This window comes from Bdellovibrio sp. HCB2-146, from assembly GCF_047345725.1.
In the GTDB taxonomy this organism is placed as follows: domain Bacteria; phylum Bdellovibrionota; class Bdellovibrionia; order Bdellovibrionales; family Bdellovibrionaceae; genus Bdellovibrio.
The window spans coordinates 1,417,445-1,433,446 of record NZ_JBLEQP010000001.1 but is presented as its reverse complement, the minus strand read 5'-3'; the positions used below and the strand labels follow the sequence as shown (position 1 = coordinate 1,433,446).

The window sequence follows — 16,002 nt, the reverse complement described above, 5'->3', positions numbered from 1 at the left end:
AACATAAGGTGGGGTGCGAAAAACTGGTCTTACTACTTGCTTGTTAGAAAAAAATGCACGATTTTTTAAATTCAGGGAGGAAATATGGCAAAAACGATCTGCATAGCCAATCAAAAGGGCGGAGTAGGTAAAACAACGACATCAGTGAATCTTTCTTCTGCGTTGGCTACTCTAGGCAAGCGCGTTCTTCTGATCGATATGGATCCGCAAGGAAATGCATCGAGCGGACTAGGCATCAAGCGCTATGAAAGCCAAGAGAGTAATACTTATCACGTACTCATCGGTGAAAAAACTCTCAGTGAGACTATTCAGAATACTTCAAATGGAAAATTGAAAGTATCCACGGCTAATCCTGATTTAGTTGGTGCTGAAATTGAGCTTGTAGACATGCCGCAGCGTGAATACCGTCTTAAACAAGCAATTGCCACAGTTGCTGAAGACTTTGATTTCGTGATCATTGACTGTCCTCCATCTCTTGGTCTTTTGACGTTGAATGCGTTGAATGCGGCTGACAGTTTCTTGGTTCCTCTTCAATGTGAATACTATGCGCTTGAGGGACTTAGTCAGCTACTCAACACAGCTGGATTAATCAAAAAGAATTTGAATCCCCAATTGCATATCGAAGGCATCGTTCTCACGATGTTTGATATCCGGAATAATCTAAGTCACCAAGTTGTGACTGAAATTAAAAATCACTTCGGCGAAAAAGTTTTCAGCGCGATTATTCCGCGTAACGTTCGTTTGAGTGAGGCTCCAAGCCATGGTCAAAGCATCTTTGAATACGATGCAAAATCCATCGGAGCTCTTCGCTATCTTGATTTAGCTAAAGAAGTTATCCAGCGCACCGACAGCAAACAAGCTGAGGCGCCTGCGGTAGCAGAACAAAACCAATACGAAGGTGAATTAAATGTCTGAAGTTGTTACTGATTCATCAAACAAGAAAAAAGGTTTGGGCCGCGGCCTGGGTTCTCTATTAGGTGGACCTGCTCCTGCGGAAATGAACAAACCGACTCCTGCAGCAGCACCTAGTACGGCACAAAATATTGCAGCAACACCTAAGGCGGTCGCGCCTTCTAATCCGACCTCTCCTGTAGCGACACCCGTCGCCCCTCCCGTAGATCCTGAGAGTAAGATTTGGAAGGTTGCGATCGATAAACTTTCCCCGGGCCAATATCAGCCTCGTCGTGTGTTCGAAAAAGAACCGCTTCAAGAGCTTGCTCAATCCATTCGTGAGAATGGAATTTTGCAACCGATCGTGGCACGTCGTACTTCAAGTGGAAAACTTGAAATCGTAGCGGGTGAACGTCGCTGGAGAGCTGCGCAGTTGGCTGGTCAGCACGAAGTTCCAGTAATCCTTAAGAATTACGATGACAAACAGGCGCTTGAATTAGCCATTGTTGAGAATATTCAACGTGAAGATCTGAATCCAATTGAGGAAGCAGAAGGCTATTCACGCTTGATCCAAGACTTTAAACTTTCTCAACAACAAGTTGCCGAGAAGGTCGGTAAGGATCGCGCGACAGTTGCCAATGCAGTTCGTTTGCTTTCATTGCCAAACGAAATCAAAGAGATGATTTCAGAGAATACGCTTTCAGTTGGTCACGCCAAAGTCTTGCTTGCTTTGCCAGATGCAAAGAAGCAGATCGAAATGGCGAAAAAAGTAATCAACGAAAAATTGGCTGTTCGTAAGCTTGAGAAAATGGTTCAGGCCATTGTTAAAGGAAACGAAGAGGCAGAAGAAGAAGTGACAGCGAAATCATTTGATTCAAATGTGACGCAACGTTTGATTAATGGTTTAAGCGAAGAGCTTCAAAAAATCATGGGCACTAAAGTGGCCATTGATTATTCTGGTTCAAAAGGTAAAATCAGTATTCATTTCTATTCTGATGATGAATTGACCAATTTGGTAGATAGGCTGAAAGAAGGATGGCAATAGCTTCACTTCCCCCAATGCAAGATGACTTATTAGCCGGCAACGTGACGGCTATTCTTGATCAAGGGACCCACTTTGAAGGGCGCCTCAGTTTCGAGGGAACCGTTCAAATTGGTGGGGACTTTAAGGGGGAAATCTTTACTAAGGATACTATTGTTATCAATGAGGGCGCTCAGGTGAACGCCCAAATTGAAGCCGATACTATTATTATAAGTGGCCGGGTGGAGGGAAATCTCTTTGCCCGACGCAGAGTTATCATGCACCCGCCAGCTGTCTTTAAAGGCACAGTGACGTCTCCAAGTCTTCGTATTGATGAAGGGGTCGTTTTTGAGGGTGCGTCCTATATGCCCAAGTCTTAAGCAGTCGTAATTCAACGCATATTTTGACCTTGACCTATTCCTAAGCCCTTGTTAATTCCGAAGCTCAAAAAATCAGTAGGGATTTCAAGCAAATGGACATTTTCGGACAACTAGGTATCAATACCACAGCCGCTATTCAGTTCGTACTCTTCGCAATTGCTTTGGTCTTCTTGACTAAGTTTGTTTTTGGGCCGTACGCCCACGCTCTTGAAGAAAGAGAAAGAAGAACAAAAGGTGGAGAAGAACTCGCGCACGAATTCCAATCTAAGTCCGTTGAGTTGCAATCAACTTACGAAGCAAAAGCACGTGAAGTGAATGCGGAAATCAAAAACATTTTCGACACTTCAAAAGCAGCAGCAAATAAAGAATACGAAACTGCTGTTTCAAAAGCGCGCAACGAAGCAGAAACTCTTGTTCAATCAAACAGAACAAAAATTTCTTCTGCTGTCTCTCAAGCTGCGGCTGAACTCAAGTCGCAAACAAATGCAGTGGCAATGGCCATCACTACTAAATTGCTTGGCAAATAAGATTCGAAAGAGATGACAATGAAAGCACTTTTAAACCTTATCATTATGTTGGCACCTGCGGTTGTAATGGCTGCTGGTGGTGAGCACGGCGGCGGACACCACGAAGGTATTCCGACTGTTACTATCTATCAATTGATCAACGTTGTGATCCTCTTCGGTGGTATCATTTACTTCACTAAAGACGGCATCATCTCTTTCTTCGCGGGTAGAAAAACAGCTTACCTTGAAGCTGCTCAAAAATCTGCATTTGCACGTGAACAAGCAGAAAAAGAATTCGTTGATTTGAAAAACAAAATTGCAAACATCGATGCAACTCGTGCTGAGTCTTTAAAAAAAGCGCAAGAGCATGCAGAAGAAGTTCGCAAACAAATCCTAGCTGAAGCAAATGACGTTTCTAAACGTATCCGCGAAGAAGCTGAATTGACTGCTAAGCTTGAAGTTCAAAGAGCACAAAAAGAATTGCGCGAGCAATTGTTGCAAGACTCTTTGTCGGCGGCCCGCATGGTTTTGACTAAAGACATCGGTGCTAATGATCAACAAAAGCTTCAAACAGAATTTATCAATAACATTGAGGGCGCACGCTAATGAGAGTAACTGAAGTTGCAAGAAGATATGCAAAAGCTCTTTTGGCTGTAACTAAGCAAAAGGGTACTCACGCGAAAGCTCTTACAGAACTTTCTGCTGTGGCGACTGCTTTGAATAGCGATGCAGCTGTTAAAGCTTTCTTTGGAAATCCAACTATTTCATCAGAACAAAAAGCTCAGGCTTTGAAATCAGCTTTTGCTGGTAAAGGTGTTTCAGACGAAGTTTTGAACACGCTTGTTCTTTTGGCTGAAAAAAACCGCTCTGAGATCGTCGACCAAGTTGCTTTGGCATTCCAAGGTCTTTTGGATGTTGAAGAAGGTGTCACTCGTGGCGTTGTTCGTTCTGCACAACCATTGTCTGCAGACGCTCAAAAAACACTAGAAACAAAAATCAGCGGTGTTCTTAAAAAGAAAATCGTTTTGACGTTCGAGCAAGATCCTAAGCTTTTGGGCGGAGTGGTTGCTCACGTTGGTGGCTGGACATTTGATGACAGCATCGACACTCACTTAAATAAATTAAATGAAGAATTAAACAGGAGAGCCAACTAAAAATGGAAACACAAATTCGTGCTGATGAAATCAGTCGTGTTCTCAAAGAACAAATCAATCAATACAACAAAAAGGTTGAAGTTAGTGAAACTGGAAGCGTTCTTTCAGTAGGTGACGGGGTTGCTCGTATCTACGGACTTGAGAACGTAATGTCTGGTGAACTTGTAGAGTTCCCAGGTGAAGTTTATGGTATGGCTCTGAACCTTGAAGAAGGTCACGTTGGTGCCGTTCTATTCGGTGAAGACCGTGATATCAAAGAAGGCGACGTAGTTAAACGTACTAAAAAAATCGTTTCTGTTCCAGTTGGTGAAGCTCTTCTTGGTCGCGTAGTTGACGCTCTAGGAAACCCAATCGACGGCCGCGGTGCTATTACAACTCCTCACAGCCGCGTAGTTGAAACAAAAGCTCCTGGTATCGTTTACCGTCACCCAGTTGAAGAACCACTTCAAACAGGTATCAAAGCTATCGACGCTCTTGTACCAATCGGTCGTGGTCAACGTGAGTTGATCATCGGTGACCGTCAAACTGGTAAAACGACTATCGCGGTTGACACTATCATCAACCAAAAAGGTCAAAACGTTCAGTGCTTCTACGTAGCTATCGGTCAAAAACAATCGACTGTTGCTCTTGTTGTAGAAAAATTGCGTGCAGCGGGTGCTCTTGAGTACACGACTATCATCGCAGCCAATGCATCTGACCCAGCTCCATTGCAATATCTTGCTGCGTACACTGGTACAGCTATGGCGGAATACTTCCGTGATACTGGCCGTCACGCTTTGATCGTATACGATGACTTGACGAAACAAGCACAAGCTTACCGTCAATTGTCTCTACTTCTTCGCCGTCCTCCAGGACGTGAAGCGTACCCAGGCGACGTATTCTATCTACACAGCCGTTTGCTTGAGCGTGCTTCTAAATTGTCTGCAGATAAAGGCTCTGGTTCTTTGACTGCATTGCCAATCATCGAAACACAAGCGGGTGATATCTCTGCATACATCCCAACAAACGTTATCTCTATCACTGACGGTCAGATCTTCCTTGAATCAGACTTGTTCTATAAAGGTATCCGTCCGGCTATCTCTGTAGGTAAATCTGTATCACGCGTAGGTGGTGCGGCTCAGATTAAAGCGATGAAACAAGTTGCGGGTTCTATGAAACTTGAACTTGCTCAGTTCCGTGCGATGGAAGCATTCGCGGCGTTCGCTTCTGACCTAGATAAAGCAACTCAACAACAGTTGGCTCGTGGTCGTCGTCTTGTTGAAGTATTGAAACAAGCTCAATACCAACCGGTAAAAGTTGAAGAGCAAATCGTTATGATCTTCGCGGCTTCAAATGCATTCGTAGACGAATATCCAGAGACAGATGTTAAGAAATACGAAAAAGAAATGATCGAGTTCTTGAAAAACAAGCACTCTGATATCTTGAAAACTATTTCTGAGAAGAAAGCTATCGGCGATGACACTAAGAAAGCGTTGTTGAACGCTCTTAATGAATTCAAAGCGATCTTCCAACCTTCTAACAAGTAATTTGGTGCTTAAATGGCAAGCTTGAAGGATATCCGGGCTCGAATTGAGTCCACTAAAAACACCCAGCAGATCACGAAAGCGATGAAGCTCGTCTCTGCTGCGAAGTTGAGAAAGGCGCAGAATAACATCGTTAATATGCGTCCTTATGCTCTGACTTTGCGTAAGGTGATTGCGGATATCGCTGTAACTAAAAAAGTGTCGCATCCGTTGATGGAGAAGAAAGAACAAGTAAAGAATGTTTTGCTTGTTGTTATCACTTCTGATCGCGGTCTTTGCGGCGCTTTCAACAGCAATATCAACAAATTTACTGAAGCTTATTATAACGAAAATAAGAGCAAGCTCGAAAAGATTGATTTCCTCTTCGTTGGTCGTCGTGGTCATGACTACTTCACTAAACGTGGAATTAAGCCGGTTGATTACATCACGAAGCTTGATAAGGACATCTCTTACGAATTGGCTTCTAAAGTAGCAAATCGCGTGATGAACGATTACCTTGAGGGTCAATACGACGAAGTTCGTATTATCCACAATGAATTCAAATCTGCGATCTCTCAAATTGTTGTAGCAGAAACAATCTTGCCAATTGATCTTGGCTTGACGACTTTTGCTGACTCGACTGAGACAACAAATGCAGCTGCTTTCTCTGTGGACATGATTTTTGAACCTTCTCCAGAAGCAATCATCAAACAATTGCTTGAGAAGCACTTTGATCTTCAAGTTTACAGAACTATGTCTGAGTCCGTTGCCGGCGAACATGGTGCTCGTATGAGTGCGATGGAAAACGCGACAAACAATGCGAAAGAGATGATCAACAAACTCACTCTGACATACAACAAATTGAGACAAGAAAAAATTACTACAGAATTGACTGAAATCGTATCAGGCGCGGAAGCGCTTAAATAGGGAGCTGAATAATGGCATTCGGTAAAGTAAAACAAGTGATGGGTCCCGTAGTGGACGTTGAGTTCGAAGGCGCAGAACTTCCTGCGATCAACTCAGCTCTTCGTGTAACTAACAAATTTATCTCTGACGCTGAATACAACCTTGTACTTGAAGTGGCACAACACTTGGGTGACGGTGTGGTTCGCGCGATCTCTATGGACCAAACTGAAGGTTTGGTTCGTGGCGAAAAAGTAAAAGTTTTGAATCAAATGATCACGGCTCCAGTAGGTCGTGAGGCTTTGGGTCGTATCATCAACGTAGTTGGTGAGCCAATCGACGAACAAGGTCCAGTAAACGCAAAAGAACACTGGGGCATCCACAGAACTGCTCCAAAATTCGAAGATCAAGCTACTGCTGCTGCAATGTTGATGACTGGTATCAAAGTCGTAGACTTGCTAGCTCCTTACGCTAAGGGTGGTAAGATCGGTTTGTTCGGTGGTGCGGGTGTTGGTAAAACAGTTCTTATCCAAGAATTGATCCGTAACATCGCGACTGAGCACGGTGGTTTCTCTGTATTCGCGGGCGTTGGTGAACGTACTCGTGAAGGTAATGACTTGTGGCAAGAGATGAAACAATCAGGCGTATTGGCGAAAACTGCGCTTGTATTCGGTCAAATGAATGAACCACCTGGAGCACGTGCGCGTGTTGCTTTGACTGGTTTGACTGTTGCTGAATACTTCCGTGACGTTGAAAACCAAGACGTTCTTTTCTTCGTAGATAACATCTTCCGCTTTACTCAAGCGGGTGCCGAAGTTTCCGCACTTCTTGGCCGTATCCCTTCTGCCGTTGGTTACCAACCAACTTTGGCGACTGAGATGGGTGCTTTGCAAGAGCGTATCACTTCAACTAAAAAAGGTTCGATCACGTCAGTTCAAGCGGTATACGTACCTGCCGATGACTACACGGATCCAGCTCCTGCAACTACATTTACTCACTTGGATGCGACTACGAATCTTGACCGTGATATCGCAGCTATGGCGATCTTCCCTGCGGTTCACCCATTGACGTCTACTTCACGTCTTTTGGATCCAACTGTTATCGGTGAAGAGCACTACAAATGCGCTCGTGACGTTCAAGCGTTGTTGCAACGTTACCGTGAACTTCAAGATATCATCGCTATCTTGGGTATGGACGAATTGTCTGAAGCAGATAAATTGGTTGTATCACGTTCTCGTAAAATCCAACGTTTCTTGTCTCAACCATTCTTCGTTGCTGAGCAGTTCACTGGATTGCCTGGTAAATACGTAGATATCAAAGACACAGTTCGTGGTTTCCGTGAGATCCTTGATGGTAAACACGATGCTCTTCCAGAGCAGGCGTTCTACCTTGTTGGAACTATCGAAGACGTTATTGAGAAAGCTAAAAAACTTCAAGCGTAAGCGCTGGCTTACACTCCGGCTCGCGCCGGAGTACGCTAGTTTACTCTTAGTTTTTTACGAAAGGTTTGTTAAATGTTTAAACTAACGATCGTGACTCCTGAAAAGCGACTCCTTCTCAATCAAGATGTTGAAGAAGTGTCAGTTCCAGCTTTCAAAGGCGAATTGAACATTCTGCCTGGTCACGCTCCATTGATCACGACACTTGAAACGGGTGTTATGAAATGGAAACTCAAAGGCGAATCGAAGCAAAACCAAGCTGTTATCAGCTGGGGATATTGCCAAGTAAGCCCTGAGGGCGTGAACATCCTAGCTGACATCGCTGATCTTCCAGAAGAGATCGATGTTGAAGCGAAGAAACAGCTTTTGAACGATTCTGAAAAGAAATTGGCTAATGAAACTCTGACTGATGAAGAGTGGAACCAAGTTCAACGTCAAATCGCAAGAGCGCGTGCAGACATTGAAATCGCTCCTTTGGCGAAAAAGTAATTTCAATTTAAAAATGAAATTTAGAAACCCACATGCGAAAGTATGTGGGTTTTTTTATTCCCCGTGATCCACCGATGTGACGTGAGTTTCATCAAGAAGCTTGGTGAGATTCTGAGCGATGCGCTTGCCAGATTCCATGTGATTAAATGACAGCTGTACGACTTTTAAATAGCCCTTGTTATTCGGAACCCAACGAGGTGTGCTGAGATTCACCACCAAAGTTTTCGACCTTGTCTTTGGCGCGAGGGATCCTGCAAGCTGTGCGGTTTTTGGACCGGTAATAGCGAGTAAAACCACGTCACAAGAACGACTCTTGATCCATGATTCTACTTCGGTCTTATCAAAATTTCCGTTCAATAAACGTGTCGGCTCCTTGCGAGTTCGTTCCGCTTTAAACGAAGTGATGAAGTCCTTTGATGGCGCAATTGTGCAGACAACTTCTTGAGAAGCGGGTTTGCGCGCTGATGTTTCTTTGGCCGGTAGGTGTGTAACCAGTAAAGAGGATTGTAGATTCTGAGAGAAAATTTGTTCTTCTAACTGATGATAGTTCGGCGATGTGAGAACAGATCCTGCTATCATCGAAGGAATCGCAGGATCACGTTTGTAGTTGTTGGCAAATGCCTTTGTGTAAAGAATGCGACGAAGTTTGTCGTTTAAATCCTTCTCGGCAAAGTCACCAGATTGAACAGCTTTTTTAACATGATTAAAGGCCTTACCTTGATCAGCAAAAGACCAACTTAACATCACAATATCAGCACCAGCTTTCAAAGCGCGAAGGGCAGCGACTTCCGGACGCAGAAGTTGTTTTGATCCTTGCATTTGCAGGTCATCAGTCATCACCAGGCCTTGGTATTTCATTTCTCCACGCAAAAGGTCCGTTGAAATTTTCTTTGAGAAACTTGCAGGCTCTCTTGAAGGATCAAGACTTGGATAGAGAAGATGCGAAAGCATGACAGCAACAGGTCGACCTAATTCTGCGTAAGCTTGATAGGGAACAAGATCGCGCTCGCGCAACGAAACGGAAGTGGCTGCGTTTTCAACGATCACTTGGTGTGGATCCAGAGCGAGATTTCCAGTTCCAGGAAAATGTTTCGCTGTTGGTATCACACGTGAACGGAGTAGGCCGCGAGAGTAAGCAACACCGACATCCTTCACGATTTCCGGATCGGGACCAAAAGATCTCACTCCAATAAAGCTGCGTGATTTTGGATCAACGACATCTAAGACCGGCGCAAGGTTCATATTGAAGCCAACTTCACGAAGGAAAAGCCCGGTCTGATAACCCATTTCTTCAGCAAGGGCCGGAGATTGAGTTTGTCCCAGCGCGAGAGCGTTGGGTTGGGTTGGGAAAAGTGGAAGACGAGAAACTGATCCACCTTCTTGGTCGATGGCAAGAAGAGGCGGGAGTTCTGAAGTGTCGTAACTTAAACGAGTGAGATCCGCATTGAGTTTTTTGACTTGAGCAAGACTTAAGATGTTTCTTTTAAAAAGAAGGAATGATCCTGGCTTGTAGGTGCGAATAAATTTATCGAGTTCTTTGGTGATATCTTTTTGTGGAAAGCCAACGATGAAAAGTTGTCCGACCTTTTCTTCGAGACTCATTTGCGCAATTCGTTTTTCAATACTTTGTTCAAGAGGAGTGGGTGCTGAAGCTAGTACAAAGTTGGGAATTAAGAGAATAAGAATACAAAGACTCAAATTCTTCAATGTGCTGATATACTCTCTCATAAGATAAGGGTATCACTAGCACTTGGACTGAATAGGCGAGATTTGAGTAACAGCATGAAATTGCACCTAAGTCTTAAAACAAAGGTTGGTATTTGGATCCTGGTCGGGTTCTTAAGCCCCGGTATGGCTTGGGCGCAGATTGAGTCCGAAAAAAATGATCCCTATGCCCTTGTTGAAGTTGAAGTTTCCCAAGACTATCTAGCCTCCTATAAAGCACGACGCGAAACCCATGGAATCTACTACGGAGTACAGTACGAACCACTGGTGCTTTCGAAGTACGCGTCGACAACTCAACCAGGTTTAAAATACAAAGATCTCTTTGGCGACGAACCTATCGGACTGATTCGTTTTAACGTCGACTATAAATACAATTTTGCCCTGGGTTCCTTGGCTGCCGGAATTGATTTGGCAACTGGCTCCGTGAGTGGATCAAAAAGTGGTTCTTCAATGAGCCTAGATGTCACAAAGATGGGTGCAAATTTTCAATTCACGCTAGATATGTTAATGGACGAGCCCTATGCGGCCCCGTACTTCGGCCTGAATCTTTGGCAGATGGAACTTTCAGAAAAAAGCCCGGCCGATTCTTTCTCAGCGACAACTCAAATGGGCTACAACTACATGTTAGGTGTACTCGTGCAGCTGAACTGGATTGATAGCGAAGTTGCTAAAGATGCGACCTTTAATTTTGGTTTAGAAAATACTTATCTTGATCTCTATATCACGCAGTACGCGAAAACTGAGTCGGCAAGTGATCCCAACACCGAAACTGATTTCTTATACGGCGCCGGCATTCGTTTAGAATTCTAAATAAGATTTAACAGCAGAGAGAGTTCTTCGTGAACCGCGCCCCAAGAGATGGTCGCCATCTTGATATTCAATCTATTGTCAGGAGTGATTGAATACTTTTTGCTTTCACGCATAGCGAGCTGGATTACGACTTCCGGTTTTAGCTTCGTTTTTTCAGTAAAGATCAAAGAAACGGATTTTACACCCGCACTGATATCACGAACGCCAAGCTCTTTACACTGACGGCGAATCAGCATGAGACCCATTAGATTTAAAGTTGGCTCTGGAATCGCACCGAACTGATCGCGCAATTCTTCTTCAATACGATCCAAATCTTCGTTTGACGTGATATCGGCCAGTGCCTTGTAGTAGCTCAAACGAATACGGATATCGCTGATATAATTATCAGGAATCATCGCTGGGATGCGCAGATTGATCTCAGGATCAAGATCCATGTCTTCAACTTTTTCACCCTTCGCTTCTGCGAGAGCTTCATTGAGAAGATCCATATAGAGTTCATAGCCCACGGAATTCACGTGGCCTGATTGTTCTTCACCCAAAATATTTCCGGAACCGCGTAGTTCCAAATCGTACTGGGCGATCTTAATGCCACTTCCAAGAGCGGTGTTGTCTTGAATGATCTTCAGTCGCTCTTGTTGTTCTTTGTCGAGCTTGCGATCTCGCGGCATCATCAAGTAACAATAAGCACGTGTCTTGCTGCGACCGACGCGACCGCGAAGCTGATAGAGCTGCGAAAGACCAAACATATGTGCGCTATCAATGAACATGGTGTTTGCGCGTGGCACGTCCATTCCGGATTCCACGATGGCGGTACAAATCAAAACGTCGATTTCGTGATTGAAGAAAGAGAGCATTGTTTTCTCAAGCTCATGTTCTTCCATTTGGCCGTGACCGATTTTAATACGGGCTTCGGGAACAATCTGGCGAATTTCATCAGCAAGGCCATAGATTGATTCGATCCGGTTATGAATAAAGTAAACCTGTCCACCACGAGAAATCTCAGCCGTGATCGCTTTGCGAATTGTTTCTGGATCAAACTTCGTCACAAAAGTACGAGTCGGCAAACGATCTACAGGTGCTGTGTTAATCAAACTCAAATCGCGAATTCCAACCAGCGCCATGTTGAGCGTTCTTGGAATAGGCGTTGCAGACAGTGTCAATGTGTCGACATGCGCACGAAGCTTTTTAATCTTTTCTTTATGAGTGACGCCAAACTTTTGTTCTTCGTCGATAATAAGAAGTCCAAGATCTTTAAAATCAATGCCGGATCCTAACAGTTTGTGTGTCCCGATTATAATGTCGACTTTGCCGTCTTTAAGATCTTGCTGCGTTTTTTTAACTTCAGCAGGAGTGACGAAGCGATTGAGAACCCTGATGTCAACCGGCCATCCATGGAAACGTTTTTTAACTGTTTCAAAGTGCTGGAACGTAAGAACTGTCGTTGGAGCGAGTAATGCAACTTGCTTACGAGCTTGAACAGCAAAGAATGCTGCGCGCATGGCAACTTCGGTTTTACCAAAACCCACGTCGCCACAAACCAAGCGATCCATCGGTTTTGTTCCATGCAGGTCTGAAAGAATATCGTTAATGGCCCGAGCTTGGTCTTGAGTCTCTTCGTAGGGAAAACCATTTTCAAATAACGCGATTTCATCTTCTTTAAAATGAAAAGGTTCACGGTGAAGTTCTGCACGTTTCGCATACAGAGCTAAAAGATCAGCTGCGATATCGCGAACATGAGCTTTAACCTTGGCCTTTGTTTTTTCCCAGGCTGTGCCACCTAGTTTATCAAGAACACCGGTGGGCCCTGCTGCGGAAAACTTTTGTAGTTGTCCAACACGATAGACGGGTAAGTAGAGTTTATCTTTGTCCTTATAGCCAACCTGAATGAATTCGGATTCAACGCCTCCGATATTCATGATCTTAAGACCCTCGTACTGACCGATCCCGTGTTTCACGTGGACGACCAAATCTCCTGGCTTTAAATCTCCAAAAGAAAGTCGTTTGGCATTTTTTTGAAAATCTTGTGAGGCTGAAGACTCTCGAGCGCGTTGTTTTTTGCCATGGAAATCTTCATCGCGAAGAAAAATAATTTTCTCTTCATCAAGGCGAAGGCTTTCAGATAAAAATCGAGGAACGAGATGCAAAAGTGCAGGATTGTGATCTTGCTCAGATAGCCACGTATCCCATTTATACTCATCGACGGCCGCCTTGGCCATCTTAAGTTCCATCTTTTCAAAGATGTGCGATAGCCGATCGGCTTGCGACTGATTTTTCGAACCAATAAAAATGCGATAGCCATCGGCTTTCCAGCGATGAATTTTATTGGAAGCAGCCTGCACCCAAAGGTCTGTACCCACGGCGTTGGTAAGAGCCAGGTTCGTGAAATCTTGAGTGAGCGAAGTTTTATATTCGACTCTTGCTTCTTCAGGTGTGCTTTCGTCCTCGAAATACTCTAACGATGAAAAATAGATTTCACGCGATTTAAGTGGAAACTTAATTTGGTCCATCGCTGTGAATAAAGAATCAATCTCAGGACGGATTACATGATTTTCGCTGGATGCAAAATCAGACTTCAGTTCTGCCCAGGTTTCGTCCCCACAGCGAGAAATTTCAACAGGATCTAAGAACCATAAATTCACTGCACCTGTAAAATGATCAACAGGTTGTGCGAGCTCTCCATAAAAATACGGCAAAAGAAATTCGATACCAGGGAATGAATTTTTTAAAACAAGAGAACGAAGTGTTTCTTCAGCTTCTGCTTTTTCAACGGGGCGTGCATCAATCGAAGCGCGCACTCGTTGCAAAAGTCTTTCGTGTGTTTCATCACGGAATAAATATTCTCGCGCCGGCGTAAGAACAAATTGGGTGATCTCATCGGTGCTGCGCTGATCATCAGATGAAAAATGGCGAAGCGATTCGATTTGATCACCGAAAAGATCCATGCGCACTGGAAGTTCTTCGGTCGGTGGAAAAATATCAACGATACCACCGCGAACCGCGAACTGCCCCTTATCCTCAACCATCGGTGCGGCTGTGTAGCCCAGCTCCGTGAAATACTCGACTAGATTTTCTGGAAGCTCATCGCCAGCCTTTAAAATTCGTGAGCGTTCCTTCAGGATTTGTACCGGAAGAGTCTTTTGCATGATCGCGTCAGACGAGGATATGAAGATTTCTCCGGCTTTGGCGTTCTGAGCTTTAAATAAGAACGAAATTCGTTCCGCCAAAACTTTTGAGTTCGGATAGAGACCCGAGTACGGGGAAACATCGAAAGCGGGTAGGATTGTTGAATGACGATCCGGGTCAAAAAACTTCAGAAGCTGCTGCAGCTCCTCTGCTTCGCGCGAACTTCCAACCACAACAAGATGCGGCAAGTTGTTAATAACTTTAGAGTATGTTTGAGACAAAAAGTAAGCGAGAGCCAGAGGAGAAGAGGCTCCTGTGACCTGAATTTTGTTGTGAGAAGTTTCCAAAGCTCGTTCCAAGATGGATTCAAGCCTTGTGTGAGTCATTTCAGCTTTCATTTCGAGGGCTCATGTTGCCATGAGTATCGCCTTGTTTCCATTCATATTTCTTGGTTTTCCAACACTCCATGTATATAACTAACTAATTGAAATCCAAATAATAACGACAACTTTCGGAGGGTCTGTGCCACTCGGTGGAGTTATATTCATCGTCATCTTTATCGCTGTCTTCGGTGCCTTCCTGCTTTGGCTCGCGTCCAAAACAGGTGGAAAGCCAGTTTATCATCCTATCAAGTACGAACCCTACGAGTGCGGTCTTCCATCACTTGATAAGAAAGATACAAAAGTTTCTGTGAAGTTTTATCTCACGGCGATTCTTTTTATCTTGTTCGATATCGAGATCATCTTCATGTATCCATGGGCTACAACATTCCGTGATTTCCTTGGCACTGGCGGCGGCACATTCGTGTTCATCTCAATGCTTGTGTTCATCGCGGTTTTCGTCTTCGGCCTTTTCTGGGAAGTAAAATCAAAAGCATTGGAATGGGACTAGATCATGGGAATGGGTAAAGACATTTTCGAAATTACCGTTAACGGTTTAAAACTCGTCGTCATCTTTTTGATGATGGTGCAAGCAGTACCAATCTTGGTTTGGCTTGAGCGCCGTGGTTCGGCTTTCATTCAAAATCGTTTGGGACCAAATCGCGTAGGCCCATTGGGTTTGATGCAGCTTTTGGCTGACGCTGTGAAATTCTTGACGAAAGAAAACTTCGTTCCTGATACAGCAAAACCGTTTTTGTATTATGCAGCTCCGGTTTTCGCTTTGATTCCAGGTGCAGTGGCATTCTCTGCGATTCCAATGTCGACACCAATTCAAGTAGGCACATTTGAATTGTTTGGTTCGACTTGGGGTCCCTACACTTTCTTGGTTCAAGGTTATGACATCGGTGTTGGTATCGTGTTCATCCTGGGTGTTTCTTCTCTAGCTGCCTACACTTTGTTGATGGCGGGTTGGGGTTCAGGAAATAAATATTCTTTGATGGGTGCTTTGCGTGCGTCGGCTCAAACAATCTCTTACGAGTTGGCTTTGGGTCTTTCCATCGTTGGTATCATCATGATGTACGGAACGTTTAACCTGACTGAAATGACAATGGCTCAACAGGGCACTTTCCATTTCACGTTCATGGGTCACACGATCTCATCTCAGTATCTTCCGAACTGGGGTATCTTCTTCCAACCTTTGGCAGCTTTATTATTCTTCTCTGCAACTTTCGCAGAATCGAATCGTTTGCCATTCGACTTGGCAGAGGGTGAGTCAGAACTCGTTGCGGGTTTCCATACTGAGTACGGTGGTTTCAAGTTCAACATGTTCTTCATCGGTGAGTACGGTCACATGATGATTTCTGCGGGCTTGATGACATTGTTCTTCTTTGGTGGTTTCGGTATTCCGTTTGTATCGGTTGCGGAACTTCAAGAATGGGCAGCAGGCGTGACGTCGACGGCTGGTGGCGCAAGCGGCTTGGTTGCTTTGCTTCACTTCCTTTCGTTCATGATTAAGTTTTCTATCTTCTTGTGGATCTTTATCTGGGTTCGTTGGACTCTTCCTCGTTTCCGTTACGATCAGTTGATGGATCTGGGTTGGAAAACAATGCTTCCTTGGGCGCTTTTCAACACTGTTTTAACCGCGTTTGTGATCTACATCGCAGCAATGTAAGGAGAAT

General features: G+C 44.3%; 15 protein-coding genes. 13 read left to right on the top strand and 2 right to left on the bottom strand.

What is annotated here, in order from left to right; genetic code table 11:
• Window positions 1-84 precede the first annotated feature (84 nt).
• The 10 genes from ACLWOR_RS07020 to atpC all read left to right on the top strand — a co-directional run bounded on the left by ACLWOR_RS07020 (window position 85) and on the right by atpC (window position 8,285).
• Entirely contained in the window at window positions 85-915 is an 831-nt protein-coding gene (locus tag ACLWOR_RS07020; protein ID WP_413939988.1) for a ParA family protein, read from the top strand.
• Window positions 908-1,936 (top strand): ParB/RepB/Spo0J family partition protein, encoded by a 1,029-nt coding sequence (locus tag ACLWOR_RS07015; protein WP_413939986.1) that lies wholly within the window; start codon window positions 908-910, stop codon window positions 1,934-1,936. The genes ACLWOR_RS07020 and ACLWOR_RS07015 overlap by 8 nt, the downstream gene beginning before the upstream one ends.
• A 14-nt stretch (window positions 1,937-1,950) precedes the next feature.
• Window positions 1,951-2,292, top strand: coding sequence for a bactofilin family protein (locus ACLWOR_RS07010; protein ID WP_413939985.1), 342 nt, complete (start codon window positions 1,951-1,953; stop codon window positions 2,290-2,292).
• 92 nt (window positions 2,293-2,384) lie between these two features.
• On the top strand, window positions 2,385-2,819 hold the full coding sequence (locus tag ACLWOR_RS07005) for an ATP synthase F0 subunit B (RefSeq protein WP_413939983.1): 435 nt from the start codon (window positions 2,385-2,387) through the stop codon (window positions 2,817-2,819).
• 18 nt (window positions 2,820-2,837) lie between these two features.
• Complete coding sequence (locus tag ACLWOR_RS07000) at window positions 2,838-3,404, top strand: ATP synthase F0 subunit B (RefSeq protein ID WP_413939982.1); 567 nt, start codon at window positions 2,838-2,840, stop codon at window positions 3,402-3,404.
• A complete protein-coding gene (atpH, locus tag ACLWOR_RS06995; RefSeq protein WP_413939981.1) occupies window positions 3,404-3,952 on the top strand; it encodes an ATP synthase F1 subunit delta in 549 nt (182 codons plus the stop codon). Before ACLWOR_RS07000 ends, atpH begins: the two co-directional genes overlap by 1 nt.
• A gap of 2 nt (window positions 3,953-3,954) precedes the next feature.
• On the top strand, window positions 3,955-5,478 hold the full coding sequence (gene atpA, locus ACLWOR_RS06990) for a F0F1 ATP synthase subunit alpha (RefSeq protein ID WP_413939979.1): 1,524 nt from the start codon (window positions 3,955-3,957) through the stop codon (window positions 5,476-5,478).
• A 12-nt stretch (window positions 5,479-5,490) separates the two neighbouring features.
• Window positions 5,491-6,381 (top strand): ATP synthase F1 subunit gamma, encoded by an 891-nt coding sequence (gene atpG / locus ACLWOR_RS06985; protein ID WP_413939978.1) that lies wholly within the window; start codon window positions 5,491-5,493, stop codon window positions 6,379-6,381.
• A gap of 11 nt (window positions 6,382-6,392) precedes the next feature.
• Window positions 6,393-7,799, top strand: a complete 1,407-nt coding sequence (gene atpD / locus ACLWOR_RS06980) for a F0F1 ATP synthase subunit beta (RefSeq protein ID WP_413939977.1) — start codon at window positions 6,393-6,395, stop codon at window positions 7,797-7,799.
• A gap of 72 nt (window positions 7,800-7,871) precedes the next feature.
• Entirely contained in the window at window positions 7,872-8,285 is a 414-nt protein-coding gene (gene atpC / locus ACLWOR_RS06975; RefSeq protein WP_413939976.1) for an ATP synthase F1 subunit epsilon, read from the top strand.
• A gap of 54 nt (window positions 8,286-8,339) precedes the next feature.
• On the opposite strand, the gene ACLWOR_RS06970 is transcribed toward atpC, so the two are convergent.
• Window positions 8,340-10,013, bottom strand: coding sequence for a glycoside hydrolase family 3 protein (locus ACLWOR_RS06970; protein ID WP_413939975.1), 1,674 nt, complete (start codon window positions 10,011-10,013; stop codon window positions 8,340-8,342).
• A 54-nt stretch (window positions 10,014-10,067) separates the two neighbouring features.
• Here ACLWOR_RS06970 and ACLWOR_RS06965 point away from each other — a divergent pair, with 54 nt between their 5' ends.
• Window positions 10,068-10,820 carry a hypothetical protein gene (locus tag ACLWOR_RS06965; protein ID WP_413939973.1) on the top strand — a complete coding sequence of 251 codons (753 nt, stop codon included), beginning with the start codon at window positions 10,068-10,070 and terminating at the stop codon, window positions 10,818-10,820.
• Here the strand turns inward: ACLWOR_RS06965 and mfd are convergent.
• A complete protein-coding gene (gene mfd / locus ACLWOR_RS06960) occupies window positions 10,817-14,341 on the bottom strand; it encodes a transcription-repair coupling factor (protein ID WP_413939972.1) in 3,525 nt (1,174 codons plus the stop codon). The genes ACLWOR_RS06965 and mfd overlap by 4 nt on opposite strands.
• 124 nt (window positions 14,342-14,465) lie before the next feature.
• On the opposite strand from mfd, the gene ACLWOR_RS06955 reads away from it, so the two are divergent.
• Both ACLWOR_RS06955 and ACLWOR_RS06950 read left to right on the top strand, forming a co-directional pair.
• A complete protein-coding gene (locus tag ACLWOR_RS06955; protein WP_413939971.1) occupies window positions 14,466-14,834 on the top strand; it encodes an NADH-quinone oxidoreductase subunit A in 369 nt (122 codons plus the stop codon).
• 9 nt (window positions 14,835-14,843) lie between these two features.
• On the top strand, window positions 14,844-15,995 hold the full coding sequence (locus ACLWOR_RS06950; RefSeq protein WP_413939970.1) for a complex I subunit 1/NuoH family protein: 1,152 nt from the start codon (window positions 14,844-14,846) through the stop codon (window positions 15,993-15,995).
• Window positions 15,996-16,002: the final 7 nt, after the last annotated feature.